The sequence below is a fragment of the Pseudomonas sp. GXM4 genome (assembly GCF_008923895.1).
Taxonomy (GTDB): Bacteria; Pseudomonadota; Gammaproteobacteria; order Pseudomonadales; family Pseudomonadaceae; genus Aquipseudomonas; species Aquipseudomonas atacamensis.
In genome coordinates this window covers 1-24438 of sequence record NZ_WBRZ01000003.1, presented here as the reverse complement: position 1 = coordinate 24438, position 24438 = coordinate 1, and the positions used below count along the sequence as shown (strand labels likewise).

Sequence of the window (24438 nt, the reverse complement as noted above, 5' to 3'; positions counted from 1 at the left end):
ATTCAAATGCCATCCAGCCCCGGATAATCCACATACCCTTCCCTGCCCTGGCTGAACCACGTGCTCATTTCGCTTTCCACCAATGGCAACTGCCGAGCGAATCGCAGCGGCAAATCTGGATTGGCAATAAACGGCCGTCCAAACGCAATCGCATCGGCGAATCCGGCATCCAGTTGCGCTTTAGCCCTGGCGAAACCGTAATCCGAATTGAGGATCAGCACGCCTTTGAACACTTCGCGGATCGCCCCGGCCAGCGGTGGTCGTTCGGACTTGCCGAAGGTGCCGTCCAGCGGCGGTTCGCGGACTTCCAGATGAGCAATGCCGATCAATGACAGCACTTCGGCGGCGCGGATGAACAGTGTTTCGGGATCACTGTCGCGGATGCCCTGTTCATAGCTGCTTGGGGTCAAGCGCACGCCGGTGCGGTCGGCGCCGATGACTTCGGCGACCGCCTCGGTCACTTCCTTAAGTAAGCGGATGCGGTTGTCGACCGAACCGCCATAGGCATCGCTGCGGAAATTGTCACTGTCGCGCAGAAACTGGTCGATCAGATAACCGTTGGCGGCGTGGATCTGCACGCCATCGAAACCCGCCTCGATTGCATTGCGGGTCGCCTGTCGAAAGTCTTCCAGCAATGCGGGGATTTCTTCCAGCGGTAACGCGCGCGCCGGGGTATACGGCTGCTTGCCTGCATACGTATGCGCCTGCCCCGGCGCGGTGGTGACCGATGCGGAAACCGGCTCGCCGCCGCCAAGGAAACTCGGGTGCACGACCCGGCCCATGTGCCACAGCTGCGCGATGATCCGGCCACCAGCGCCATGCACTGCGTCGGTGACCTTACGCCAGCCGGCGACCTGTTCGGCCGACCAGATGCCCGTCGCGTACGGCCAGCCCAGACCTTGCTGGCTGATGCCGATCGCTTCGGAAATGATCAGGCCGGCGCTGGCGCGCTGGCGGTAATACTCGACCATCATCTCGGTCGGGACGTGTTCGCGAGTGCCGCGCGCGCGGGTCATCGGCGCCATCAGGATGCGGTTGGGCAAATCGAGCGCGCCGAGGCGCAGGGAATCGAATAACGATGTCATGTTCAGGCTCTCAAAAAGGTGGGCTGGATCAAACCAGGCGTGCGCCGCCGTCGATGTTTAGTACAGCGCCGTTCATGAAGGTGTTGCTCATCAGGAACACTGCTGCCGCACCCGCCTCTGCGGCTGTGCCGAGGCGATGCAGGGGCAGCACCTGCTCAAGAGAAGCGACGAACGCATCACGCCCCTCGCCCAGTGCCTTGCCGAGAATCTGGGTGTTGATCGGGCCGGGCGACAGCGTGTTGACCCGCACGGGTGCCAATTCCAGAGCCAGACCGCGAGCCAGTGCTTCCATCGCTGCCGAGGCGGCGGCGAGCACGGCGGTGCCGTAGGCATTCGGGCGATCAGCCAGAGAGCCGGAGATAAACGTGATCGAGCCGTCTCTTGCCAGCCTGTCGCCAAGAACCCGAATCGCATTGATCGATGCCCAGATGCGTTCATCGAACGCGCGGTGCAGATAATCGAGATCAGCCGCGAGCACGGTGCCAGCCACAAACGAGCCGGCGAGCAGAACGAGGTGATCGACCTTAGGGATATCGGCCAAGGCAGTTTCGAGAGCCTGGCTATCAGTCACGTCGGCCGCGCGCCAGCCATCGAGCCCATGTTCGCTGGCGGCCTGCTCGGCACGTGCGGCGTTCGAACCGATGACGATGACCTTGGCGCCGGCGGCTTTCGCTTGCACCGCAGCGGCAAGGCCAATGCCGGAAGTGCCGCCGAAAATGACCACGGTTTTGTCGTTGAGTGTGGATGGCAGGTTTTGGCTGATGTTCATGCTGAGTCTCCGTCTGGAACACCTGAATGGCGTTCGATGGGCAAAGACTACGGTTTGGAAGCCACATTGATAATTGGGCCGAAAGTCGCTTTACTAGTGCCATGAAGGCACAAATTGGATTGGATCGTTTAACCGGGCTTATCGCCTTTGCACGCGCGGCTTCGCTGGGCAGCTACACGGCTGCCGCTCGAGCATTGTCGGTGTCGCCGTCGGCCATCAGTAAAAGCGTGCAACGACTCGAAGAGCATTTCGGGCTTATGCTGTTTACCCGCACCACCCGCTCGCTGGTACTCACCCCGGAAGGCCGTGATCTTTACGAACGGGCGCTGCGGATTCTGCGCGAAGTCGAAGACATCGATCAGGCCGCCGTCGCCTCCCGCGCCGAGCCTTCGGGGGTATTGAAAGTCACAGCGCCGTTGCCCATCGGATTGAATATCCTCGCGCCAGCCCTGCCGAGGTTTCGCGAGCAATATCCAAATGTGACGGTCGATCTGCGGCTCGGCGATCAATATGCCGACCTCATCGAGCAAGGCATTGATGTCGCGGTTCGGGTTGGCAATCTTGCCGACTCACGTCTCATCTCTCGGCCGCTTGGGCCACATCGAATCGGTGCGTTTGCCTCGCCGGACTATTTGCAGCGCAAGGGTACTCCGCTTACGGCCGAGGATCTCGCCGAGCACGAGTGCGTGAATTTCCGCTATCAAAGCACCGGGCAGACTTTGCGCTGGCCGTATCTGGCCGGAGACAGACAGTTGGAACTGGCACCCGACGCGGCCTTCACCGTTGATGCCAGCGATGCGGTCGCGGCGGTGCTGGCTGCCGGCGGCGGCATCGGTATTTCGCCGCACTACGTCGCGGCGGCGTATGTTCGTCGGGGCGAACTGGTCCCGGTGCTGCCACAGTTCACCGTCGAACGCTTCGCCATTACCGCGTTGTGGCCGGAGAGCCGTCGCGGTAGCCCGAATGTCAAAGCGTTCACGGCGTTCCTGCTTGAACTATTCCCCGCCACGCCGCCATGGGATCAGGTCATCGAGAATGCGGTGAAACATTGAAGGGAGCTCGCTCGGCTGGATGCATCATGCCAGAGCTCAATGCGCGGATCAGAGTTCGACCTTTCGTTGGTGTTTTACCCTTTCTCGCCAATTCCCCGGCAAATCAGATATTTCTGCCTAGACTTGAACATGTCTCGGCACTTGAACGCGTTCAGCGCGTCGAGCGGTCATCACAATAAAAACAAGAGGAATCACCCAGATGCTCAGATCTCTGTTCAGCGCACTTGCCTGCGCTTTGGCGGTAAGCAGCATGAACCCGGCCATGGCGGCAGACCCGGTGATCATCAAGTTCTCGCATGTGGTCGCTGACCAGACGCCCAAGGGGCAAGGTGCGTTGCTGTTCAAGAAACTGGTCGAGGAACGCTTGCCGGGCAAGGTCAAGGTCGAGGTGTATCCCAACTCCTCGCTCTTTGGTGACGGCAAGGAAATGGAAGCCCTGTTGCTCGGCGATGTGCAGATGATTGCGCCGTCGCTGGCCAAGTTCGAGCAATACACCAAGTCAGTGCAGTTGTTCGACCTGCCCTTCCTCTTCAATGACATCAACGCTGTCGACCGCTTTCAACTGAGCCCGCAGGGTCAGGGCCTGCTCAAATCCATGGAAAGCAAAAACATCACCGGCCTGGCTTATTGGCACAACGGCATGAAACAACTGTCGGCCAACAAGCCACTGCGTGTACCGGCGGATGCGCGCGGCCTGAAGTTCCGCGTGCAGGCCTCGGCGGTGCTGGAGGAGCAGTTCAAGGCGGTGCGCGCCAATCCGCGCAAGATGAGTTTTGCCGAGGTATACCAAGGCCTGCAGACCGGTGTGGTCAACGGGGCGGAGAATCCTTACTCGAACATCTACAGCCAGAAGATGCATGAAGTGCAGAAGTACATCACCGAATCCAACCACGGTGTACTGGACTACATGCTGATCACCAACACCAAATTCTGGAACGGCCTGCCACCCGATGTGCGCAGCGAACTGGACAAGATCGTCGTGGAAGTCACCACCCACGTGAACAAGGAAGCCCAGCAACTGAACGAGGGTGACAAGCAGCGCATTCTTGCCGCCAAAACCACGGAAATCATCACCCTCACGCCAGAAGAACGTGCGCAATGGCGCGATGCGATGAAACCGGTGTGGAAGAAATTCGAAGGCGAAATCGGCGCTGAGCTGATCTCTGCCGCCGAAGCCGCAAACCAGGCGCAATAATCGCAAGGCAGGCGCCGCTGCGTCGGCGCCTGCCCGTCTTCACTCGACGTGAGATGCCATCCATGAAAGCGCTTCGGCGAATCTGGGAACACTTCGAGGAAGGCTTCATCGTCTTCCTTCTTGCGGCCATGACCCTCGTCACGTTTGTCTACGTGATCCTCAACAATTTCTACAGTCTGTTTTACTGGCTCGCCGATCATTGGCCGGCGGCCAGTGTTCCGCTGTTCGCCGTTGGCGATCAGATCATGGGCATGGCGCAGGCCATGACCTGGAGCACTGCCCTGACCAAAGCGCTGTTCGGCTGGCTGATTTTTTTCGGCCTGGCTTATGGCGTGCGCACCGCCGGGCATATCGGTGTCGACGCACTGGTCAAACTGGCGCGCAGATCGGTACAGCGTTACATCGGCATCCTCGCCTGCCTGTGCTGTCTGGCCTACGCGGGGCTGCTGGCCGTCGCCAGCTTCGAATGGATTGAAACCTTGATGAACGCCGGTATCGGTGCCGAGGATCTCGGCCATTTCGGCGTCATGCAGTGGCATATCGGGTTGATCGTGCCGCTGGGCTTCGCGCTGGTGTTCATCCGCTTCGCTGAAATTCTCCTGCGCATCCTGCTCAACCGTCAGACCGGCCTCGGGCTGGCCGATGAAGCGGCCGACGCGCTGAAACTTGCCGAACACGAGGATGACAAGCCATGACCATCGCCTTCCTGTTCGTGGCCTTGTTCGCCTTGATGTTCATCGGCGTGCCGATCGCCATTTCGCTGGGGCTGGCCGGCTCCTTGACGATCATTTTCTTCAGTCCCGACTCGGTGCGCTCGCTGGCGATCAAACTGTTCGAGACCTCGGAACACTACACGCTGCTGGCCATTCCGTTTTTCCTGCTGGCCGGGGCCTTCATGACCACCGGCGGCGTCGCCCGCCGGCTGATCGACTTCGCCAACGCCTGTGTCGGGCACATTCGCGGCGGCCTGGCCATCGCGGCGGTGCTGGCCTGCATGCTGTTTGCCGCCCTCTCCGGTTCAAGTCCCGCCACGGTCGCTGCGGTGGGCTCGATTGCGATTGCCGGGATGGTCCGTTCCGGCTACCCGCAGGCGTTCGGCGCAGGGATCATCTGCAACGCCGGTACGCTGGGTATCCTTATCCCGCCGTCGATTGTGATGGTGGTTTACGCCGCCGCTACAGAAACCTCCGTGGGCAAGCTGTTCATGGCCGGCGTGGTGCCTGGCCTGCTGCTGGGCACGGCGTTGATGGTGGCGATCTACATCGTCGCGGTGAAGAAAAATCTCCCCGCCTTGCCGCGTGCGACGCTTCGCGAGTTTCTGAGTACAGCACGCAAGGCAATATGGGGCCTGTTGCTGATGGTGATCATCCTCGGCGGCATCTATTCGGGCATGTTCACCCCGACCGAAGCTGCCGCAGTGGCAGCCGTCTATTCGGCCTTCATCGCTCTGTTCGTCTACAAGGATCTGACCTTTCGCGAGACACCCAAGGTTCTCCTCGACTCGGCCAAGCTGAGCATCATGCTGATGTTCATCATTGCCAACGCCATGCTGTTCGCCCACGTGCTGACCACCGAACAGTTACCTCAACAAATTACTGCCTGGGTGATCGAAGCCGGGCTGACGCCGGTGACGTTTCTGCTGATGGTCAACATTGTGCTGTTGATTGCCGGCGCGTTCATGGAACCGTCAGCGATCATCCTGATCCTGGCGCCCATCCTTTTTCCTATCGCGATGAAACTGGGCATCGATCCGATTCACCTCGGCATCATCATGGTGGTCAATCTTGAGATCGGCCTGATCACGCCACCGGTGGGCCTGAACCTGTTCGTGACCTCGGCGGTGACCGGCATGTCCTTGCCGGCCACAGTCAAAGCCGCGATGCCCTGGTTGTCGATTCTGCTGTTGTTCCTGATCCTGATTACTTACGTGCCGTGGATCTCACTGGTGCTGCCGAACTGGCTGGGGATGAACTGACGTCGTGACGATCACGTTCAGCCGGGACCGGCCAGAGTGCAATCACTCTGCTTAAAACCATAACAAGACGGAGAAGTGCCCCCATGCGAGTCAAAACACGCTTTGCCCTGCTGGCCGCCGCCACGCTGATCCTTAGCAGTGCTGCGCAGGCCGCGCCCGTGTTCATCAATATCCTCACCGGCGGAACCAGCGGGGTTTACTACCCGATCGGGGTCGGCCTGTCGCAAATCTACAGCGACGGCATTGCCGGTTCGAAGACATCGGTGCAGGCCACCAAAGCGTCGGTGGAAAACCTCAACCTGCTACAGGCCGGTCGCGGCGAATTGGCCCTGGCTTTGGGCGACTCAGTGGCCGACGCCAAAAACGGCGTGGAAGACGCCGGTTTCAAAGCACCGCTGACCAAATTGCGCGCCTTGGGCGGTGCTTATCCCAATTACATTCAAATCGTCGCCAGCAAAGAGTCGGGGATCAAAACCCTCGCCGATCTCAAGGGCAAGACCATCTCGGTCGGCGCCCCAAAATCCGGGACTGAATTGAATGCGCGGGCGATATTCAAGGCGGCCGGCCTGACCTACGAGGACATGGGCAAGGTGCAATATCTGCCGTTCGCCGAATCGGTGGAATTGATCAAGAACCGGCAACTGGATGCCACCCTGCAGTCGTCTGGATTGGGCATGGCCGCCATTCGTGACCTGTCGTCGGTGATGCCGCTGAACTACGTGGCGATCCCGAGTGAAGTGGTGGCAAAAATCGGCAATCCGGCCTACCAGAGCGCAATGATCCCGGCCAACACCTACGACGGACAGGCCGAAGCCGTGCCCACCGTGGCAATCACCAATATTCTTGTAACCCGCGCCGACCTGCCGGATGACGTCGTCTATGACATGACCCGCCTGCTGTTCGACAACCTGGGGCGCCTGGGTAACTCCCATTCGGCGGCCAAGGACATCAAGCTGGAAGCGGCTGCGAAAAACCTGCCGATCGCGCTGCACCCCGGCGCCGAGCGCTACTACAAGGAAAAAGGCGCGTTATAAGCGCTTGTGCGCAGTGGCGTGACGGCCACTGCAGCGTCGATTCCTTTGCGTGGTCATGAGGAAGGCAGCCAATGAGTGACGAGCATCACGGTATTTCCGCGAACCCACGGGACTGGCCGAAAACCCTGTTTTACGTAGCGTTGCTGTTCTCGATTTTCCAGATCGTCACCGCAGCCTTTTCTCCTCTCTCCAGCCAAGTGCTGCGTGCGGTGCACGTCGGCTTCCTGCTGTGGGTGGTGTTTCTCAGTTATCCCGCACGCGGCACAGACCGTCCGTGGCAACCGCTGGCGTGGCTGTTGAGCCTGGCCGCCATCGTTACCGCGCTGTATCAATGGATGTTCGAGGCCGATCTGATCCAGCGCTCCGGTGATCTGACGTCCGCCGATCTGGCTATCGGCATCGTGTTGATTGCTCTGGTATTCGAAGCCGCGCGACGGGTCATGGGCATTGCGCTGCCGGTGATTTGCGGGTTGTTCCTGGCGTACGGCCTGTTCGGGGAATACCTGCCCGGCGAACTGGCCCATCGCGGCTACGGTTTCGACCAGATCATCAATCAACTGTCGTTCGGCACCGAAGGGCTGTACGGCACGCCGACGTACGTATCGGCGACCTACATTTTCCTGTTCATCCTGTTCGGCGCATTCCTCGAGCAGGCCGGCATGATCAAATTGTTTACCGACTTCGCCATGGGCTTGTTCGGTCACAAGCTGGGAGGCCCGGCGAAAGTGGCCGTGGCCTCGTCGGCATTGATGGGGACAATCACCGGCTCCGGGATTGCCAACGTCGTGACCACCGGGCAATTCACCATTCCGCTGATGAAGCGCTTTGGCTATCGCGCCGCGTTCGCCGGCGGCGTGGAAGCCACCTCCAGCATGGGCAGCCAGATCATGCCTCCGGTGATGGGCGCGGTCGCCTTTATCATGGCTGAAACCATCAATGTGCCCTTCGTCGAAATCGCCAAGGCGGCGCTGATACCGGCCCTGCTGTATTTCGGTTCGGTGTTCTGGATGGTCCATCTGGAAGCCAAACGCTCCAACCTCAAGGGGCTGCCCAAAGACCAATGCCCCAGCGCATGGGGCGCGGTGAAAGCCCGCTGGTATTTGCTGATTCCTCTGCTGGTTCTGGTTTACCTGCTGTTTTCCGGGCGCACACCGCTGTTCTCGGGCATGGTCGGCCTGGCATTGACCGCCATCGTGATCCTCGGCTCGGCGATCATTTTCCGGGTGCACAGCTTTGGCCTGCGCTGTGCGTTCTGGATTGCCCTGGGCGTGCTCTGCACAGGTTTTTTCCAGCTCGGCATCGCGGTGATTTTTGCGGTCATTGCCGTCCTGGTGCTGGTCTGCGCTTTCATCAAGGGCGGTCGCGACACGCTGCTGATCTGCCTGCACGCGCTGGTCGAGGGCGCCCGCCACGCGGTACCGGTGGGCATCGCCTGCGCACTGGTCGGCGTCATTATCGGCATCGTTTCGCTCACCGGCGTCGCTTCGACGTTTGCCGGCTACATCCTCGCCATCGGCCGCGACAACCTGCTGCTGTCGCTGATCCTGACGATGATTACCTGCCTGGTGCTGGGGATGGGCATTCCGACCATTCCCAACTACATCATCACCAGCTCGATCGCCGCCCCCGCCCTGCTGGAGCTGGGCGTGCCACTGATCGTGTCGCACATGTTCGTGTTCTACTTCGGCATCCTCGCCGACCTGACCCCGCCGGTCGCCCTCGCCTGTTTTGCCGCCGCGCCGATTGCCAAGGAAAGCGGCTTCAAGATCAGCCTGTGGGCCGTGCGCATTGCGCTGGCCGGTTTCGTCATCCCGTTCATGGCGGTCTACAACCCGGCGCTGATGCTGCAAGGCGACAACTTGTGGGCGACTGCCTACATGCTGATCAAGACTCTTCTGGCGGTTGGTCTCTGGGGCATGGCGTCGACCGGTTTTCTGCAACAGAAAATGCTGCTTTGGGAACGTTTGCTGAGTCTCGGTGCGGGCGCCCTGCTGATCGTGGCACTGCCCGTGACCGATGAAATCGGCTTCGCACTCGGGATTCTGGTAATCGTGCAACACGTCTGGCGCTCGCGGCGCGCCGCAGCGGCCAATGCATGATCGGTTTGTGCCTGGGTCTGGCCGGCAGCATCTGGGCACAATTGCCGGTAGCGAACTTCACCCTGGCATGGAACCACAGCATCGAAAAGATCCGCTGGGAGGAAGACTACCGCGTCACCGCCCAAGGCCTGGTTCTTGAGCAGGCCAGGGTTCGCGGCAACGGCGCAGGCATGGAGATACCCGACGATGCCCGACTGGAGAACGGCAGTTGGCATTACCGACGCCACTTGCCGCCGCTGCAACCACTGCAATTGGGCCGAACCCCGGAGGCCGGCGATTACCAGTTATGCATGGATGGCAAGTGCGAATTGGTCAGCCGATGGGTTGGGCCGGCCAGGATCAGCCAGCCGTTCTTGCAGTTGTGGGGTTGCGAAATGACTTCGCTATCGCCATCGCATGATGGTTAGCCAGGAAGCCGTGGCGAGCTGTCGCCAACATCGCCACGTTGCGCGGATTACTTGTGCGCCAGCAGCGCCTTGCGTGCAGCCTTATCGTGCTTCATGGCAGCGATTTCCCGCTCGCACGCTTCGACATCGAAGGAGTTGTCCCACTTGGCAATGGCAATGGTGCCGATGCCGTTGCCGATCAGGTTGGTCACCGCTCGCGCCTCATTGAGGAAGCGGTCGATGCCCAACAGCAACACCAGGCCCACCAGAGGTATCGAGTGAATGGTGGTGAGGGTGGCCGCGAGTGTCACAAAACCTGCCCCCGCCACGCCGGCCGAGCCCTTGGAGGTCAGCAGGAACACGCCGAGCAGAATCATCTGATCCATGAAGGTCAGCGGCGTGTTGGTCGCCTGGGCGATGAAGATCGCTGCCATGGTCAGGTAGATGCAGGTGCCGTCCGCGTTGAAGGTGTAGCCCGTCGGCAGGACCATGCCGACCACGGATTTCTTGCAGCCGAGCTTTTCCAGTTTGACCATCATTCGCGGCAGTACCGCTTCGGTCGAACAGGTACCCAGCGTGATCAGGATTTCATCTTTGAAATAACGCAGAAACTGCATCAGCGGCATGCCCGACCATCGCGCAACCGCGCCCAGTACCACGACGATGAAGATCAGCGTGGTGATGTACAGCGCGACCAGCAACTGCCCCAGCGACAGCAGAGTGCCGATGCCGTATTTGCCGATGGTGAATGCCATGCCGGCTCCCGCGCCCAGCGGCGCCAGACGCATGACCATCGCGACGATTTTGAACAGACCTTGCAGGAACAGATCGATGGTGTTGATCAGCGGTTTGCTGGTTTCGCCCATTTGCACCAAGGCGACGCCCATCAGCACCGACAACAGAATCACCTGCAGCATCACGCCGTTGGAGAAGGCGCCGAGGAAGGTATGCGGGATGATATTGAGGAAGAATTCGACGAGGCCGCCCTGCTCGCTCGCCGCCTGGCTGTATTTGTTGACAGCGCTGCCATCGAGGGTGCCGGCGTTGATGTTCATGCCGGCGCCGGGCTTGACCACGTTGACTACGATCAGGCCGACCACCAGAGCGATGGTGGAAAGAATCTCGAAGTAGATCAGCGCTTTCACACCGATGCGGCCGACCTCCTTGATGCTGCCCATCTTGGCGATACCGACCACTACCGTGCCGAAAATGATCGGCGCCAGCAGCATCTTGATCAGCTTGATGAAACCGTCGGCAAACGGCTGCAGCTTGGCGCCGATGTCCGGCACGAAGTAACCGATGGCGGCGCCGATGACGATGCCGATCAGCACTTGCACATAGAGCTGGCTGTACCAGCGTGATTTTGAAGTTTCCACGGAAGCACCTCATTTTATTGTTGTGGTGGGCATGTGGCTTGGCGTCGAGGATGACGCCTGAAAGTGCGGCCTCGGCGAACGAGGCCGCAGGTGAAACCGAATCAGCCCTCGCCCAGTTCGCGCATGACGGCATACAGCGCAGATTTGGCTTCGAAGCCGACGCCCGGGATATCCGGCAGCCCGACGTAGCCGTTTTCGACGCGGATACCATCGGCAAACCCGCCGAATGGCTGGAACACGTCCGGGTACGATTCGTTGCCGCCCAGGTGCAGACCGGCAGCGATGTTCAGCGACATCTGGTGACCACCATGCGGTACCACGCGACGCGAAGACCAACCCAGCTCTTCCATCACTTTCAGGGTGCGCATGTACTCAACGAGTCCGTAGGACAGCGCGCAGTCGAATTGCAGGTAGTCGCGGTCCGGGCGCATGCCGCCGTGGCGCAACAGATTGCGGGCATCCTGATGGGAGAACAGGTTTTCGCCGGTGGCCATCGGCAGTTCGTAGTGATTGGCCAGCTCGGCCTGGAGCGCATAATCCAGCGGGTCGCCGACTTCTTCGTACCAGAACAGGTTGTACTTCTTGATCGCTTCGGCGTAGGCGATACCGGTCTGCAGATCGAAGCGGCCGTTGGCGTCGACCGCCAGGCGCTGGCCGTCGCCCACCACTTCGAGCACCGCTTCGATGCGGCGGATATCTTCGTCCAGCGGCACCGCGCCAATCTTCATCTTGACCACGTCGTAGCCACGGTCCAGGTAGCTCTGCATTTCGGCCTTGAGCTTGCTCTGGTCCTTGCCTGGGTAGTAATAACCGCCCGCCGCGTAAACCCAGACTTTGTCATCGGCGACGCCGTTGCGATAACGATCGGCAAGCAGGCGATACAGCGGCTTGCCTTCGATCTTCGCTACCGCATCCCACACCGCCATATCGATGGTGCCGACCGCTACTGAACGCTCGCCATGCCCGCCCGGTTTTTCGTTGGTCATCAGGGTTTTCCAGATGGCGAACGGATCGAGGTTATTGTTCTCGTGATCAATCAGGGTTTCCGGGTCGGCCTCGGTGATCCGCGCCAGAAAACGATCGCGCATCAACGCGCCCTGGCCGTAGCGACCGTTGGAGTTGAAGCCGTAACCGATGACCGGTTTGCCGTCGCGAATCACGTCGGTAATGACCGCGACGACCGAGCAGGTCATCTTCGAAAAGTCGATGTAGGCATTGGCGATCGGGGAAGCAATGGAGACGGTTTTTTCACGGATATCGACGATACGCATGACGGGTTCCTCTTGTTGTGGTGACCCCAACGTTATGCTTTGCGATGGCACCCGCCCAATGCTATTAATGCCGCGCCCTATGCACAGGAGGCATTGCCCTTGGAACTGGTTTGGCTTGAGGATTTTTCAGCACTGGCCGAGTACGGCAGCTTTGTCCGGGCCGCCGAAGCGCGCCATGTGACGCAGCCGGCGTTCAGTCGCCGAGTGCGCTCGCTGGAGAACTGGATGGGTGTCGAATTGTTCGTGCGCACCCCGCAGGGCGCGACGTTGACCGAGGCCGGCAGGCAGATTTTGCCCAGCGCTCAGGAAGCGGCCAGACGCCTGTACCGCATGCGCTCCGAGGCTCAGGAAGTGGCCGGCATGGCGGCGAAAACCTTGCAGTTCGCTGCCACTCACTCGCTGTCATTCACCTTCTTCCCACGCTGGTTGCGCAGCGCCGAAAGTGGCGCGCCGATCGATGCGGTTCGCCTGCATTCCGACAGCATGGCCGTGTGCGAACAGATGCTGATTCATGGCCAGGTGCAGTTCCTGCTATGCCATCGCCACCCCGACGTTCCGCCATTACTGGCGCCTGATCAGTTCATCGGCAAGAAGGTCGGCGAGGACGTACTTGTGCCGCTGGCGAGTGCTTCAGCCCAGTTCGGCACGTCGCCTGAAACCCTGCCCTATCTGGCCTACACCCACGAATCCGGCCTGGGCCGAATCGTCGCCCACAGACTGCACGGCAAGGCCGATTATCTGCATTTGAAACCGCTGTTCAGCAGCCATCTGGCGGCAGTGCTGATGTCGATGGCGCTGGAAAGCAAAGGCGTCGCCTGGCTGCCGAAAAGCCTGACCGAACAGGAAATGGCTGACGGGCGTCTGGTCAGGGCACTGGATGAAAGTTGGGATATTCCACTGGAAATACACCTGACTCGCCCGACGGCACCGATCAGCCCTTCGGCGGAGGAATTCTGGGCGAAGCTGGGAGAGTAACTCTATCGAGCAGCCCCTCACCCCAGCCCTCTCCCGAGGGAGAGGGAGCCGATTCGGGTGCTGTTCAAAACCTGAGTTCGACCCGGTATTTCAGGTCGGCGAATTTCTACTGAACACCTCGGTCAGTCCCCTCTCCCCCGGGAGAGGGTTAGGGTGAGGGGCTTTTGGCCTTTGACTCGATTTATGCCACCGTGAGCCCCGTCCATAGCTCCGACACCGCCCAAAGTCGCTCAGCCAGCTCAGCATCCGCCGCCCATTTCGCAACACCCTTGCGGCCTGCTTTCGGTTCATTGACCGGCGCAACATTGCAGTCTTCGCAATACACACCACCCAAATCCGCAAGCAATGCACTGGTCGCACACCACAACCCCGTCGCCGCGCCTTGCTCGACAGTTTTCAGTCCATTGTGCGCATCCAGCCGTGGCCGGCCCTGCTCATCCAGCGCATCGAATGCGGCAAGTTCCGCTGTGCTGAGGTGCCGTGCCAGATCCGTCAGAATCTGCCCGGGATGCAACGAGAATGCGCGGACGCCATGGCTACGCCCACGCTGATCGAGTGCGATGGCAAACAAGGCGTTGGCGGTTTTCGACTGGCCATAGGCGACCCATTTGTCATACGGCCGCTGCGAGAAATCAATGTCGTCAAAATCGACTCCGGCAATCTGATGCCCGCGCGATGACACCGACAGCACCCGCGCCCGTCGAGCCTTGACCAGCGCGGGCCAGAGGCCGCAGGTCAGGCGGTAATGACCGAGATGGTTGGTCGCGAACTGGCTTTCATGGCCATCGGCATCGCGCAGCAACGGCGCGGCCATGATTCCGGCGCAGTTGATCAGCAATGACACTGGCTGACCCGCGCTGACCACGCTGTGGCTGAACGCCGCCACCGACTCGGCCTGCATGAGGTCCATGGGCATCACGCGGACACCGTCAACACCCGCCAATGCCACCTCTGCCCGCTCCGTATCTCTGGCCGGCACAATGACCTGCGCCCCTGCCGCCGCGAGGCTTTTTACCGTCAGCAGACCCAAGCCGGAATAGCCGCCGGTGACCACAGCGAGCTGCCCGCGCAGATCGATGCCGGCCATGACTTCAGCCGCTGTGCTGGCGGCGTTGAACGGTGATTGCACAGGTTGTTGAAGCGTGGCCATGGGCGTAATCCTGAGTGAGCTATCGAAGGCCTTCATTCTTGGCTAAGCTCTCCGGACGAACCAGTCTGATAAATCCAGGTTTCTGTCGTGATCATCCAAAATCCTGCTGGCGATCCACTCTCTGCCGTGTTGGCGCTCTCCGAGTTGCAAGCTGCCTGCTCGGTGCGTTTGCAGGCAGGCGGCGTCTGGGCGCTGCGATTTCAACCCATCGAACTGAAATTCAACGTGGTGCGACGAGGCGAATGCTGGTTGCGCATGCAGGGCTTGCCGGCGCAGTTACTGCGGGCCGGCGACTGTTTTGTGGTGTCGCGCACGCCGTTCATTCTGGCCAGCGGCCCCGCCATCGAGGCGGTGAATGCAGCGGAGGTTTTTGCCCATGACGGAGCCTCGGCGACCTTTGGCGTCGGCGAGGAAGTCGAGTTGCTGGGCGGCAGTGTGTCGCTATCGGGACCCGGTGCAACCGAACTGCTCGACGTGCTGCCTACCTCGCTGATCATTCGCGCCGAGGCCACAGGCGCCTCGTCGTTCGGTTGGCTGCTGGATGAACTGGAGCGCGAGTGGCCGTCGCATCAGCCTGGCTCGCAGGCGATGTGCAACGACCTGCTGCGGCTGATATTCATCCATGCGCTGCGCCATCACATCAACAGCGCGGATGCCGAACAATTGGCCTGGCTGGGCGGACTGCGGGAACCGGCGATTGCCGGCGTGTTGCGCGCCATTCACGCTGCTCCGCAGATGCCTTGGCGCCTGACGCAAATGGCCGAGATGGCCTGCATGTCGCGATCGGGTTTCGCCGCGTTATTCAAAAATTGCATGGGTGTAGCGCCGGTCGAATACGCCACGCGCTGGCGGATGCGCGTGGCCGCGTTTCGCTTGCGCAATGGTCGGGACAATGTGGCTACTGTCGCCGCGTCACTGGGCTATCTGTCCGACGCGGCGTTTGGCGCTGCATTCCGCCGTGTGCACGGCATATCGCCGGGGCAATACCGGCGCGATCCACTCTTATAGTCCGATGATCAAGGTTATGATCGCGACAACCGCCGCCAAGGACATCCGCCGATGCCTGCCATGAAAACCCGCCCCACCCCCGCGCCATTGCTCAAGCCCGGCGAAACCGTGGTGCTGTTCGACGGCGTGTGCAAACTGTGCAACGGCTGGGCGCGTTTTCTGATTCGCCATGACCGTCAGCGCCATGTGCGTCTGGCGACCGTGCAATCGCCCGAGGGCCAGGCCTTGCTGGCGTGGGCCGGTTTGCCGCTGGACGAGTTCGACACCATGGCGGTGATCCGCGACCGCAATTATTGGGAGCGATCAGATGCATTCCTGGAAGTGGTCGGGCAACTGCCAACGCGCTGGCAGCCGCTGAAACTGCTGCGGATCTTCCCCCGTCGTCTGCGCGACTGGGCTTACGATCGCATCGCGCTGAACCGCTATCGGCTGTTCGGCAAGTACGACACTTGTCTGCTGCCGACTGCGGATCATGAAAGCCGTTTTCTAAAAGCCCACGGCTGACCCGATCAGTTGCAGCGGCGTCATCTTCGTCACCATCATCAGCACGATGACAAACATCCCGGCGAACCCGGCGACGCCCATCCAGAACCACCAGCGGTACGTGCTCGCGTAGCGATCATCCAGAGGCAGGCCGCCCTCGCCCGCGCTCAGCGCCATGCTCTGCAAACGCTTCTGCAATACCAGCACCGGCAGCCACAACGCGCCGACACAGAAGAAAATGATCAGCGAAGTCAGCAGCCATTCGGTGCTCATCGAAAGCCCCGAGAGCCTCATCAGCAGATAGCCGGTAATGACCTGCACAAACCCGGCCGGCGTGGTGATCCACGTATCAAAGCGCACCACCATTCGTGCGACATGGGCGATCACCTGCGGGTTGCCGCTGCGGCTGGCGGCGATCAGGTAGAGGTAGGAGCCCATGCCGAAACCGAAGAGGAAAATCGCCGCGATTACATGCAGGTACTTCAGGCAGAGATAGAGCATCTCAACGCTGCCCTTCGAAGAACTGAACCGACAGGCTCAGATTGGCCGGATCGTTGATCGCCGCCAGATATTCATCGACGCTGATTTCGCCAACACACGGCCGCGCGCCGGCCTGCGGTACATAACCCCGAGCCATTTTGCTCGCGAGGGCGACGGCGGCGCAGCTGGGGATTTCCGGGCCTTTGTCATTCAGTGCGGTGAGTTGCGCGGTCATGTTCAGCGGCTGGTCGTCAACTCCAATGCCTTGAACATCGATGTACATTGCGCTTTTGCCATCACCGAAGCGTTCGAACCACGTGCCCAGTCGATGCAGGCGCGCCGCCCAGCGCACATGATCGCGCACCAGACCGAAGCGCAAGGCTTGCGCGAGCAAGGCGTTGGCGACACCGCCGAGCTTCAGGCCGGCGCCAGCCTTGAAGCGCAGCGTCTGTGCGCCATAGCGGCGTGCGAAAATATCCATGTCAGGCACATCGACATTGGCCAGCACCCGCTTGCCCAGTTGCGGCATGCTGCGCAGGGTCAGGTCGAGCCAGCCCAATACTTCGTGAACCTGGCCGTTTTTCAATTGTTTGATCGGTTTGCCTGCGTAGGCGAGCACGCCTTCGACCGTGGACAGGCCCGGCATCTTCGCCGAGGAAGAAATGCCATGCTCGATCGAGTCGATTCGCGCAAAACGTGAGCGCTGCTGATCGATGATCGCCGAAGACAAGGTCGGCACCGAACTGCAACCGCTGAGCACGGCCACGCCAGCCTCCCTGGCGCGGGCGTCGAGCACAGCAATGCCGTTGACGAAGGTGCGGCAGTCAGCCAGATCGCAGTAATTGACCCCGGCGCTGATGCAGCTTTCAGCAACTGCGTAGGATTGCCCCTGAAACGGCCCGCCGGTGTGCACGACCAATTGAATATTCAACGCGCGCAACACCGATTGAAAATCCGCGCCCATCGCATCACCGCACCAGCCTTCGCAAGCTCGGCCCGACTGCGCTTGCAGCTCGGCGACCTTGTGTTGCAGCTTGCGCGCATCGCGGCCCGACAGCAGCAGTTCAATCTCTGGCATCTGCGCCAGATGCCGACAAACGATACTGCCGAAATTGCCGTAACCACCGACGACCATCACCCTGAATGCCATTGCCCTGTCCCTGTTCCAGCCTAAACGTGTGGCGCAGAGGATATAGGGCGCAGCGGCGACCAGACATTTATTTTGCAACCGTGTATCACCGCGTCCGCTTGTCCCAGGCAAAAAGAATGAACCCAACGCCCCTCTCGTCGCCTAACGCACAGACCATCAGGAGTTAAGCCTATGCAAATCGAAACCGTGTGGATCGTATTGGCGGTCATTCTCGTGCTGATCGAGCTTTGGGCCATCAACCGGGTGCGCAAAAGCGAGGGGAAATCGAGCAATAAAGGCGTGTGGATCGTGCTGATCGTGTTCGTGCCGCTGTTCGGCCTGATCGCCTGGGCGTTGGCGGGGCCCAAGCATATCGGTCGCGGCTCGCCTTCCCAGGCCAGCCGTTGAGCAACGACGCAGGCCCGTCTCAAGCATCACCCGCAGCCCGGCTTTTGCCGGGCTTGTTATATGCAATGCCCGCCGCGCGGATTTCTTGCAGGCTGCACGAAAGCATTGTGCCTGCTTCGATGCCAGCCCTTGATTTAGAAGGGTTGCGCTTGATCGGCGAGTTGGCATGAGTCCTGCGATAGCCTCTTCCTGAATACACAGCAGCGCGAAAAAAAGAACGCTGTGTTCAATCCGTGATAAGCAGAGGCCTCAAAAAATGAATGCCATCGACCTTCTCAAAGCCGACCATGAAAAAGTCAAAGCCATCCTCAGCCAACTGAGTGAATCGACCGACCGCGCGCTGAAAAAACGCGTCGAGTTGCTGGGCAAACTGGAAATGGAAATCACCATCCACACCCGCCTGGAAGAAGAGATTCTCTATCCTGCGTTCAAGGAAGCCGGCAGCAAGGAAGAAGACATCATGTATTACGAAGCCAAGGAAGAGCACCGCACCGTGGACTCACTGGTACTGCCTGATTTGAAGGAAACTGATCCGGGCAGCCCGGAATTTGCCGGTCGGGTCAAAGTGGTCAAGGAGCTGCTGGAGCATCACATCGAAGAGGAAGAAGAGGAAATGTTCCCGAAAGCGCAGAAGCTTCTGGGCAAGGCCAAGCTCGAGGAGCTGGGCGCACAGATGGAAGCGATGAAGGCCAGCCACAAAAAGGAAATGGCGGCCAACAAGATCGCCGCGTAAAGTGCTGAAGATACCGAGGCCCGGCGGCGATGCCGGGCTTTTTTTGTCCATCAAATCTCCACACCTCTCAAGGATGACGCCGCCATGGACGAGATCATTAGCTATGGAGTCGCAAACTGTGAAAATGCCCTGTCAATGCGCCGGTCGGGCCAGTCATGACGCCAAACACTCGCCCCGTTCTGGCAGTCCTCGGCCTGATGGTTTTCTACGCTGGACTTTGGGTCGCGTCCGAATGGTGGGAGAGGGCTTTCGCCACAGCCTACCGGGCCGCTGACATCAGCCCCGACGGCTGCGTTCGGGTTCAAGCGTTCAGGCCTTATTGGGTGCTGCCCGCCTCTTTCCATCCGAAATCACCACCCGACGATCCCGATGATCGGAGCTGGTTCGTGCGCTGGGAAAGTCCGGCTTTCTTCCGCCTCTATGACCAGCGGGATGGACGGTTACTTGGTGAAACAGACGTCTACGATCTGGTCAACTGGGGTGGGCCAGTCAATTGGGGCTACGGAAAATACCGGGAAGTGAGCGTCGGTATGATCCAGATCGGCACCGAGCCAGACGACTGCAAGTACGAGTAAAGCGGTTGTGTGAATAATCAATACTCGCACTGATCAAACCGCCCAAGGTGGCCCGGTCTCGAATTTCGCTTCGATCCACTCCTTGAACGCCACCACCGCCGCCGCTGGAAACCGCGATGACGGCCTGACCAGATAAACGCCGCCCGCCGAATCCAGATGCCAGTCGGGCAGCACGCGAATCAGCCGCCCTGTCGCCAGATCGCGGCTCATCAGCCAGTCGCCGGCACCGAGTATGCCGGCATCGGCGCGGGCGGCGGCGAGCAGGGATTCGCTGTCGCTGGCGGTCAGGTTGCCGTGTGGCGTAATGGTCTGCACTTCGTTGCCGCGATGCAGACGCCACAGCGGGAACGACGCCAGGCCGCTGAAGCGCAGGCAATTGTGTTGCAGCAGATCCTGCGGGGTTTGCGGAATGCCGTGGGCCTCGATGTAGGCCGGCGATGCGCAGAGAATCCGACGATGGTCACTGAGCTTTTTAGCAATCAGGCGATTGTCATCAAGCTCGCCGATGCGAATGGCCGCGTCGAAGCCCTGCTCGATGATGTCGACCAAGCCTTCGCTGTAATCGGCGACCAGCGAGACCTGCGGGTGAGCCTTGAGAAATTCCGGCAGCAGCGGCCCCAGCCATAACCGCCCCATCGCCGCCGGCAACGCCAGGCGCAGGGTGCCGCGCACTTCGCTGGCGCCCTGCACCGCTTGCTGCTGCGCTTCGTTCATCAACTCGACGGCCGCGCGCAGGCGCTGTTCGAGTTGCAGGCCGGCCTCGGTGATACGCACGTGTCGCGTCGAGCGTTCCACCAACCGCACGCCCAGTCGCTTCTCCATCGCCGCAAGGCGCTTGGAAACGATGGTCGGATGGCGCTGCAACAAACGGCCCGCCGCGACAAACGAGCCTTGCGCGGCGACGGCCAGGAAAGCAGCGATTTCATCGCTGTGCGGGTTGCTCAGAACATCCAGATTCATGGTTTTAAAATGATCGCCCCTGATGATCGGCCCGATTCAAGATCGGCGTGCGCTTGCGCCGCGTCAGCCAATGAATAACGCGCGCGAATTTGCGGCGTGATGATACCGGCGGCAACAGCGGCCAGCACATCTTGCGCGCGCTCCTGATATTCAGCTGTCGTGGCGGTGTGTGCGGCCAGCGACGGACGGGTCAGGAACAGCGAGCCCTTGGCGTTCAGCGTGGCCATTTCCACCGCTGCCGGCGCGCCGGTCTGCGCGCCGAACGAGACCATCAATCCGCGTGGGCGCAAGCTGTCCAGCGAGGCCTGAAAAGACACCCGACCAATCGGGTCATACACCACATCGACCTTGCGCCCCTCGGTGATACGCACCACATTGGCGGCGAGAGTCTCGGCATCGAACACCAGCACTTCGTCACAACCGGACGCGCGAGCCTTGTCGACACTGGCCTGCTTCGACACCACACCGATCACCGTTGCGCCAAGGTGTTTGGCCCATGGCACCATGATTTCCCCCAGACCTCCCGCGACACCGTAAAGCAGCATCGTCGTGCCCGGCCCGACCGGATAAGTCGCCTTCAGCAAATACTGCGCGGTGATGCCTTTGAACAACACCGCCGCCGCATCTTCGAACGACAACTCTTCGGGAATCTTCACCAGACGCTCTGCCGGAAACAGTCGCGCCGAGGCGTAACCGCCCAAGGGGCCAGTGGCGTAAGCGACCCGATCACCGACGCGCACATTGCTCACACCGGCACCGACCGCTGCCACCCGACCCGCGCCTTCCAGACCCAGCCCCGAGGGCAACGCCACCGGCACCGCACCCTTGCGCTGGCTGACATCGAGGTAATTGACGCCCACCGCCGCTTGCTCCAGCCAGACCTCGCCGGACCCGGGGGCCTGTTCGCTGACAGTGCGCAATTGCAGGACATCCGGTGCGCCCGTTTCGGTGAAGCGGATTGCGTTGGCCATGGTCATCTCCATTCATTTGTTAAGCGTTGAGCTCAGTCTGAAAGCGCAGCACTCAACGAACAACCCAGCCTGAATGCAGTTCATTGCTGCAAAGGCTGCAGCAATACACACATAAAAAAGGAGCGGCACATGCTGCCGCTCCTCTTTCAACAATCAATCGAACGCGCCGTTGAGCACCTCGTAGATCAGCCCGGTGGCCAGCGCAACGAGAATGAGGTCAGTGCCCGCCTGTCGCCATTCGTAGCCGTCATAACGAGGCAGATGTTCGAGCATTCGCCCGTCCAGCTTCTTGGCGATGCCCGGGGGCAAGGGTTTACCCCGCGCCAGATTCTTTTGAATACCCGGCGGCAGCGGCGGCCCCGGATTCCAGTATTGGCCGCGATAGATGCCGACGCTGCTGAGAATATTGCCGCGATCAACGCTCGGCCCGCCGCCATTGCCAGAGTGTTGCTGGCCTTTGTTGCCATTGCCTTGGCCGCCCCCGCCCTGTTTGCCGTGATCCTGCATGTTTTGCGGTTTGCCCTTGCCGTTGCCCTGGCCGTCCTGACCACCCTGCCCCTTGCCATTGCCGGGGTCAGCCAGTGCCGTCGTGCTGCCGATTACCAGCGCGAGGCAAGACAACGCGACAATCAATCTGCGAGCTTTTCTCATGTGCGATTCCTTCGGTTGGGGGATGCTCTCGAGTATGGGCGAATGTGCTCAGCTTAGTGGATTTCTTCTTGCTGACCACTCGGCCTTGCGTCAGGATTCCCACCCTCTCCACCCCTGATCGAAAAATCATGAATCGTCAAAAGAAGCTGCAGCAGTTGTTCAAGGAAAAAGCCAAAAAGGCCAATGCCAAACTGGCGCCGAAAAAGCCCAAATACATCTGCAAGGCCGACCGCCTGAAGCTGGAAGCCGAAGCGGCGCAAGCGGCGGCCGAAAACACCGAAAGCTGATTCAGGCCGACTGCCGCGACGTCAGCCAGGTCATCAGCGCCGCCAGCACGAGCAATGCCGCGCTGGCGAAAAACGTCAGCCGATAACCGCTGCCGTCGAACAGCAGACCACCGATGGTAGAACCCGAGGCAATCGACAACTGCACCACCGCCACCATCAGCCCACCGCCGGCTTCGGCATCGTCGGGCAGCGTGCGCGCCAGCCACGACCACCAGCCTACCGGCGCCGCCGTGGCGATCAATCCCCACAAGCCGAGCAACACGAACGTCGCGACTACTGAACTGCCCATCCCTATGAGCGCCACCGCGATCATCGCCATCAACAGCGGGATGGTGATCACTACGCGATACAGCCCCTTCTTCAACACCGAACCGATGACCACGGTGCCGATAAACCCGGCCACACCGATGACCAGCAAAATCATCGACAGCATCGAAACGTCGACCCGGGTCACGGTCTCCAGAAACGGTCGCAGGTAGGTGAACAGAACAAACTGGCCCATGAAGAACAGACCTGCGCCGAGCATGCCCAACGCCACCCGGCGGCTTTTGAACAACGCAAAAACATTGGCTGCGCTGGCTTTGCGCGGCGCGGCCGGGAGCGCGGGCAAGCTGATCCACTGCCAGAGCAGCGCAATCAGCGCCACCGGTATCAGGCAGAAAAACGCCCCGCGCCAGCCAATCACGCTGCCCAGATAACTGCCCAACGGCGCCGCCACGACGGTCGCCAGGGCATTGCCGCCGTTAAAAATGGCCAGCGCCTTGGGCACGCTGGCGGAGGGCACCAGACGCATAGCCAACGCCGCCGACATCGACCAGAAGCCACCGATTACCACGCCGATCAATGCGCGACCGATCATGTACACCGTGTAGTTGGGCGCCAGGCCCACCACCAGCCCGGACGCGCACATCAGCGCGGTCAACAGCAGCAACAGGCGCTTGCGATCCATCGAGCCGGCGAGCCTGGTGATCGTCAGGCTGGTCAGCACCGCGAACGCGCCGGAGATGGCGATGCCGTAGCCGGCCAGGCCTTCGCTGATGTGCAAGTCCGTAGCCATTGGCGTTAGCAGACTGACCGGCATGAACTCGGAGGCGATCAGCGCGAAGACACACAAGGTCATGGCGAACACGCCGCTCCAGTACGCCGGTTGCTCGCCGGCCGTGGACGCTTCCATGGGCTGGGCTGTCGGGGTGTTGATTACTTGAGCCGTCATGCGAAAACCTGTCTTGAAGAAGAAATCATCGAGGCACTTCTGCCCCGCTACTCAGGCTGCAAAGCTTGACGGATCGGGCTTAACTTGATTAGTAGCGGTAATCTTCATGTGCTTTTGAGAAAAATTCAGCAATGAGCAACGCCAAAGTCAACGACCTGCAGGCCTTCCTGGCGGTGGCGCAGGAGCAAAGCTTCACCAAGGCTGCCGCCCGCCTCGGCGTCACGCCGTCTGCGCTGAGTCATACGGTCCGCGCGCTGGAGCAGCGTCTGGGTATCCGCTTGCTCGCTCGTACGACGCGCAATGTCTCGCCGACCGAGGCTGGCGAACGCTTGATGCACTCAATTGCGCCGCTGTTCGAGCAGATCAGCGCCGAGCTCGAAGCCCTCGGCGAATTGCGCGACAAGCCCAGCGGCACGATCCGTGTTTCCTGCACGGACGATCAGATTGAATTGTGCATCCGGCCGATGCTTGCGCAGTTTTTGCAGGACTATCCGGACATCACCTTGGAGTTTTACGTCGATTACGGATTTACCAATGTGGTCAAGGAACGCTTCGACGCCGGCATTCGTCTCGGTGAATCGATCAGCAAAGACATGATCGCCGTGCGCATCGGCCCGGACTGGCGCCTGGCCGTGGTGGCCTCGCCCGAGTACTTCGCTCGTCACCCGGCACCCGCCACGCCGCACCAGTTGACGGAGCACACTTGCATCAACATCCGCCACCAACCGGCCGGCGCGATTTACGCCTGGGAGTTTGCGCACAAGGGTCAGGATTTCAGCGTGAAGGTCGATGGGCAACTGGTGTTCAACAGCATCATGCATGTGCTCAACGCCGCCGTGGACGGCATCGGCGTGGCATACGTGCCCGAACAATTGGTCGCGCCGTATCTGGCCGACGGGCGACTCGTGGAAGTGCTGGAAGGATGGTGCCCGACGTTTCAGGGCTATCACCTGTATTACCCGAACCGGCGCCAGAGCTCCGCAGCGTTTGCGGCGTTTGTCGAAGCGCTGAAATACAACCGCTGACAAACGCAACTCTTCAATCCAACTCAAATCCCTGTGGGAGCGGGCTGCCCGCGAAGGCGTCGGCACGTTCAACCTCATCATCGCCTGACCCACCGCTATCGCGAGCAGGCTCGCTCCCACAATGGTCCGGGGCAGATCAGCAATCCTT

General features: G+C 60.6%; 26 protein-coding genes. 15 read left to right on the top strand and 11 right to left on the bottom strand.

The genetic code is table 11. The features are described 5' to 3' along the window. Window positions 1-2: 2 nt before the first annotated feature. Together F8N49_RS01095 and F8N49_RS01090 are read right to left on the bottom strand one after the other, a co-directional pair. On the bottom strand, window positions 3-1085 hold the full coding sequence (locus F8N49_RS01095) for an alkene reductase (protein ID WP_151550632.1): 1083 nt from the start codon (window positions 1083-1085) through the stop codon (window positions 3-5). Window positions 1086-1113: 28 nt separating this feature from the next. Continuing rightward, window positions 1114-1854 (bottom strand): SDR family oxidoreductase, encoded by a 741-nt coding sequence (locus F8N49_RS01090; RefSeq protein ID WP_151550631.1) that lies wholly within the window; start codon window positions 1852-1854, stop codon window positions 1114-1116. Between the two features lie 101 nt (window positions 1855-1955). Between F8N49_RS01090 and F8N49_RS01085 the strand changes: the two genes are divergently transcribed. From F8N49_RS01085 to F8N49_RS01055, 7 genes are all read left to right on the top strand, one after another. Beyond that, on the top strand, window positions 1956-2906 hold the full coding sequence (locus F8N49_RS01085; protein ID WP_073475080.1) for a LysR family transcriptional regulator: 951 nt from the start codon (window positions 1956-1958) through the stop codon (window positions 2904-2906). Window positions 2907-3105: 199 nt separating this feature from the next. Further along, complete coding sequence (dctP, locus tag F8N49_RS01080; protein ID WP_024012588.1) at window positions 3106-4101, top strand: C4-dicarboxylate TRAP substrate-binding protein DctP; 996 nt, start codon at window positions 3106-3108, stop codon at window positions 4099-4101. Between the two features lie 62 nt (window positions 4102-4163). Further along, window positions 4164-4796 (top strand): TRAP transporter small permease, encoded by a 633-nt coding sequence (locus F8N49_RS01075; protein ID WP_024012587.1) that lies wholly within the window; start codon window positions 4164-4166, stop codon window positions 4794-4796. Beyond that, on the top strand, window positions 4793-6076 hold the full coding sequence (gene dctM, locus F8N49_RS01070) for a C4-dicarboxylate TRAP transporter large permease protein DctM (protein WP_073475087.1): 1284 nt from the start codon (window positions 4793-4795) through the stop codon (window positions 6074-6076). Before F8N49_RS01075 ends, dctM begins: the two co-directional genes overlap by 4 nt. 83 nt (window positions 6077-6159) lie before the next feature. Beyond that, window positions 6160-7110 carry a TAXI family TRAP transporter solute-binding subunit gene (locus F8N49_RS01065; protein ID WP_151550630.1) on the top strand — a complete coding sequence of 317 codons (951 nt, stop codon included), beginning with the start codon at window positions 6160-6162 and terminating at the stop codon, window positions 7108-7110. A 71-nt stretch (window positions 7111-7181) separates the two neighbouring features. Then, complete coding sequence (locus F8N49_RS01060) at window positions 7182-9209, top strand: TRAP transporter permease (RefSeq protein WP_151550629.1); 2028 nt, start codon at window positions 7182-7184, stop codon at window positions 9207-9209. Then, on the top strand, window positions 9206-9616 hold the full coding sequence (locus F8N49_RS01055) for a DUF1850 domain-containing protein (protein ID WP_151550628.1): 411 nt from the start codon (window positions 9206-9208) through the stop codon (window positions 9614-9616). Before F8N49_RS01060 ends, F8N49_RS01055 begins: the two co-directional genes overlap by 4 nt. Window positions 9617-9663: 47 nt before the next feature. Here the strand turns inward: F8N49_RS01055 and dctA are convergent, their stop codons facing one another. Next, window positions 9664-10971: a C4-dicarboxylate transporter DctA gene (dctA, locus tag F8N49_RS01050; RefSeq protein ID WP_071171927.1), complete on the bottom strand. Its 1308-nt coding sequence runs from the start codon at window positions 10969-10971 to the stop codon at window positions 9664-9666. A gap of 101 nt (window positions 10972-11072) precedes the next feature. Next, window positions 11073-12242 (bottom strand): mandelate racemase/muconate lactonizing enzyme family protein, encoded by a 1170-nt coding sequence (locus tag F8N49_RS01045; protein WP_024012582.1) that lies wholly within the window; start codon window positions 12240-12242, stop codon window positions 11073-11075. 99 nt (window positions 12243-12341) lie between these two features. Between F8N49_RS01045 and F8N49_RS01040 the strand changes: the two genes are divergently transcribed. After that, window positions 12342-13217 (top strand): LysR family transcriptional regulator, encoded by an 876-nt coding sequence (locus F8N49_RS01040; RefSeq protein ID WP_024012581.1) that lies wholly within the window; start codon window positions 12342-12344, stop codon window positions 13215-13217. Window positions 13218-13398: 181 nt separating this feature from the next. On the opposite strand, the gene F8N49_RS01035 is transcribed toward F8N49_RS01040, so the two are convergent. Beyond that, window positions 13399-14367: an oxidoreductase gene (locus tag F8N49_RS01035; RefSeq protein WP_151550627.1), complete on the bottom strand. Its 969-nt coding sequence runs from the start codon at window positions 14365-14367 to the stop codon at window positions 13399-13401. 87 nt (window positions 14368-14454) lie between these two features. Here F8N49_RS01035 and F8N49_RS01030 point away from each other — a divergent pair, with 87 nt between their 5' ends. Next, window positions 14455-15375 carry an AraC family transcriptional regulator gene (locus F8N49_RS01030; protein ID WP_243243125.1) on the top strand — a complete coding sequence of 307 codons (921 nt, stop codon included), beginning with the start codon at window positions 14455-14457 and terminating at the stop codon, window positions 15373-15375. A 51-nt stretch (window positions 15376-15426) separates the two neighbouring features. Next, window positions 15427-15879 (top strand): thiol-disulfide oxidoreductase DCC family protein, encoded by a 453-nt coding sequence (locus tag F8N49_RS01025; RefSeq protein ID WP_110645773.1) that lies wholly within the window; start codon window positions 15427-15429, stop codon window positions 15877-15879. On the opposite strand, the gene F8N49_RS01020 is transcribed toward F8N49_RS01025, so the two are convergent. Together F8N49_RS01020 and F8N49_RS01015 are read right to left on the bottom strand one after the other, a co-directional pair. Beyond that, the gene (locus F8N49_RS01020; protein ID WP_071171920.1) at window positions 15862-16359 is read right to left on the bottom strand and encodes a DUF2269 domain-containing protein; all 498 of its coding nucleotides are present in this window, start codon (window positions 16357-16359) and stop codon (window positions 15862-15864) included. The genes F8N49_RS01025 and F8N49_RS01020 overlap by 18 nt on opposite strands. A gap of 1 nt (window position 16360) precedes the next feature. Beyond that, entirely contained in the window at window positions 16361-17488 is a 1128-nt protein-coding gene (locus tag F8N49_RS01015; RefSeq protein ID WP_151550626.1) for a saccharopine dehydrogenase family protein, read from the bottom strand. Window positions 17489-17659: 171 nt separating this feature from the next. Between F8N49_RS01015 and F8N49_RS01010 the strand changes: the two genes are divergently transcribed. The 3 genes from F8N49_RS01010 (at window position 17660) to F8N49_RS01000 (ending at window position 19183) form a co-directional block, all read left to right on the top strand. Next, complete coding sequence (locus F8N49_RS01010; protein ID WP_016774306.1) at window positions 17660-17875, top strand: PLD nuclease N-terminal domain-containing protein; 216 nt, start codon at window positions 17660-17662, stop codon at window positions 17873-17875. 256 nt (window positions 17876-18131) lie between these two features. Next, entirely contained in the window at window positions 18132-18608 is a 477-nt protein-coding gene (locus F8N49_RS01005; RefSeq protein ID WP_016774305.1) for a hemerythrin domain-containing protein, read from the top strand. A gap of 155 nt (window positions 18609-18763) precedes the next feature. After that, a complete protein-coding gene (locus F8N49_RS01000; RefSeq protein ID WP_241149608.1) occupies window positions 18764-19183 on the top strand; it encodes a hypothetical protein in 420 nt (139 codons plus the stop codon). Between the two features lie 33 nt (window positions 19184-19216). Here F8N49_RS01000 and F8N49_RS00995 read toward each other — a convergent pair whose 3' ends face one another. The 3 genes from F8N49_RS00995 to F8N49_RS00985 form a co-directional block, all read right to left on the bottom strand. Then, window positions 19217-20143, bottom strand: coding sequence for a LysR family transcriptional regulator (locus tag F8N49_RS00995; RefSeq protein ID WP_151550625.1), 927 nt, complete (start codon window positions 20141-20143; stop codon window positions 19217-19219). Continuing rightward, complete coding sequence (locus F8N49_RS00990; RefSeq protein WP_151550624.1) at window positions 20140-21114, bottom strand: quinone oxidoreductase; 975 nt, start codon at window positions 21112-21114, stop codon at window positions 20140-20142. The genes F8N49_RS00995 and F8N49_RS00990 overlap by 4 nt, the downstream gene beginning before the upstream one ends. A gap of 153 nt (window positions 21115-21267) precedes the next feature. Further along, the gene (locus tag F8N49_RS00985; RefSeq protein WP_122708180.1) at window positions 21268-21765 is read right to left on the bottom strand and encodes an anti-virulence regulator CigR family protein; all 498 of its coding nucleotides are present in this window, start codon (window positions 21763-21765) and stop codon (window positions 21268-21270) included. A 128-nt stretch (window positions 21766-21893) separates the two neighbouring features. Here F8N49_RS00985 and F8N49_RS00980 point away from each other — a divergent pair, with 128 nt between their 5' ends. Next, window positions 21894-22052, top strand: a complete 159-nt coding sequence (locus tag F8N49_RS00980) for a DUF2986 domain-containing protein (RefSeq protein WP_110645778.1) — start codon at window positions 21894-21896, stop codon at window positions 22050-22052. A 1-nt stretch (window position 22053) separates the two neighbouring features. Here the strand turns inward: F8N49_RS00980 and F8N49_RS00975 are convergent, their stop codons facing one another. Next, window positions 22054-23265: an MFS transporter gene (locus F8N49_RS00975; protein WP_151550623.1), complete on the bottom strand. Its 1212-nt coding sequence runs from the start codon at window positions 23263-23265 to the stop codon at window positions 22054-22056. Window positions 23266-23396: 131 nt separating this feature from the next. On the opposite strand from F8N49_RS00975, the gene F8N49_RS00970 reads away from it, so the two are divergent. Further along, window positions 23397-24290, top strand: coding sequence for a LysR family transcriptional regulator (locus tag F8N49_RS00970; protein WP_151550622.1), 894 nt, complete (start codon window positions 23397-23399; stop codon window positions 24288-24290). Window positions 24291-24438: the final 148 nt, after the last annotated feature.

Bases quoted from the DNA above. Each gene is read 5' to 3' on its own strand.
- F8N49_RS01095 (WP_151550632.1), bottom strand. From the start codon at position 1,085: ATGACATCGTTATTCGATTCCCTGCGCCTCGGCGCGCTCGATTTGCCC.
- F8N49_RS01090 (WP_151550631.1), bottom strand. From the start codon at position 1,854: ATGAACATCAGCCAAAACCTGCCATCCACACTCAACGACAAAACCGTG.
- F8N49_RS01085 (WP_073475080.1), top strand. From the start codon at position 1,956: ATGAAGGCACAAATTGGATTGGATCGTTTAACCGGGCTTATCGCCTTT.
- dctP (WP_024012588.1), top strand. From the start codon at position 3,106: ATGCTCAGATCTCTGTTCAGCGCACTTGCCTGCGCTTTGGCGGTAAGC.
- F8N49_RS01075 (WP_024012587.1), top strand. From the start codon at position 4,164: ATGAAAGCGCTTCGGCGAATCTGGGAACACTTCGAGGAAGGCTTCATC.
- dctM (WP_073475087.1), top strand. From the start codon at position 4,793: ATGACCATCGCCTTCCTGTTCGTGGCCTTGTTCGCCTTGATGTTCATC.
- F8N49_RS01065 (WP_151550630.1), top strand. From the start codon at position 6,160: ATGCGAGTCAAAACACGCTTTGCCCTGCTGGCCGCCGCCACGCTGATC.
- F8N49_RS01060 (WP_151550629.1), top strand. From the start codon at position 7,182: ATGAGTGACGAGCATCACGGTATTTCCGCGAACCCACGGGACTGGCCG.
- F8N49_RS01055 (WP_151550628.1), top strand. From the start codon at position 9,206: ATGATCGGTTTGTGCCTGGGTCTGGCCGGCAGCATCTGGGCACAATTG.
- F8N49_RS01045 (WP_024012582.1), bottom strand. From the start codon at position 12,242: ATGCGTATCGTCGATATCCGTGAAAAAACCGTCTCCATTGCTTCCCCG.
- F8N49_RS01035 (WP_151550627.1), bottom strand. From the start codon at position 14,367: ATGGCCACGCTTCAACAACCTGTGCAATCACCGTTCAACGCCGCCAGC.
- F8N49_RS01025 (WP_110645773.1), top strand. From the start codon at position 15,427: ATGCCTGCCATGAAAACCCGCCCCACCCCCGCGCCATTGCTCAAGCCC.
- F8N49_RS01020 (WP_071171920.1), bottom strand. From the start codon at position 16,359: ATGCTCTATCTCTGCCTGAAGTACCTGCATGTAATCGCGGCGATTTTC.
- F8N49_RS01015 (WP_151550626.1), bottom strand. From the start codon at position 17,488: ATGGCATTCAGGGTGATGGTCGTCGGTGGTTACGGCAATTTCGGCAGT.
- F8N49_RS01010 (WP_016774306.1), top strand. From the start codon at position 17,660: ATGCAAATCGAAACCGTGTGGATCGTATTGGCGGTCATTCTCGTGCTG.
- F8N49_RS01005 (WP_016774305.1), top strand. From the start codon at position 18,132: ATGAATGCCATCGACCTTCTCAAAGCCGACCATGAAAAAGTCAAAGCC.
- F8N49_RS01000 (WP_241149608.1), top strand. From the start codon at position 18,764: ATGACGCCAAACACTCGCCCCGTTCTGGCAGTCCTCGGCCTGATGGTT.
- F8N49_RS00995 (WP_151550625.1), bottom strand. From the start codon at position 20,143: ATGAATCTGGATGTTCTGAGCAACCCGCACAGCGATGAAATCGCTGCT.
- F8N49_RS00990 (WP_151550624.1), bottom strand. From the start codon at position 21,114: ATGGCCAACGCAATCCGCTTCACCGAAACGGGCGCACCGGATGTCCTG.
- F8N49_RS00985 (WP_122708180.1), bottom strand. From the start codon at position 21,765: ATGAGAAAAGCTCGCAGATTGATTGTCGCGTTGTCTTGCCTCGCGCTG.
- F8N49_RS00980 (WP_110645778.1), top strand. From the start codon at position 21,894: ATGAATCGTCAAAAGAAGCTGCAGCAGTTGTTCAAGGAAAAAGCCAAA.
- F8N49_RS00975 (WP_151550623.1), bottom strand. From the start codon at position 23,265: ATGACGGCTCAAGTAATCAACACCCCGACAGCCCAGCCCATGGAAGCG.
- F8N49_RS00970 (WP_151550622.1), top strand. From the start codon at position 23,397: ATGAGCAACGCCAAAGTCAACGACCTGCAGGCCTTCCTGGCGGTGGCG.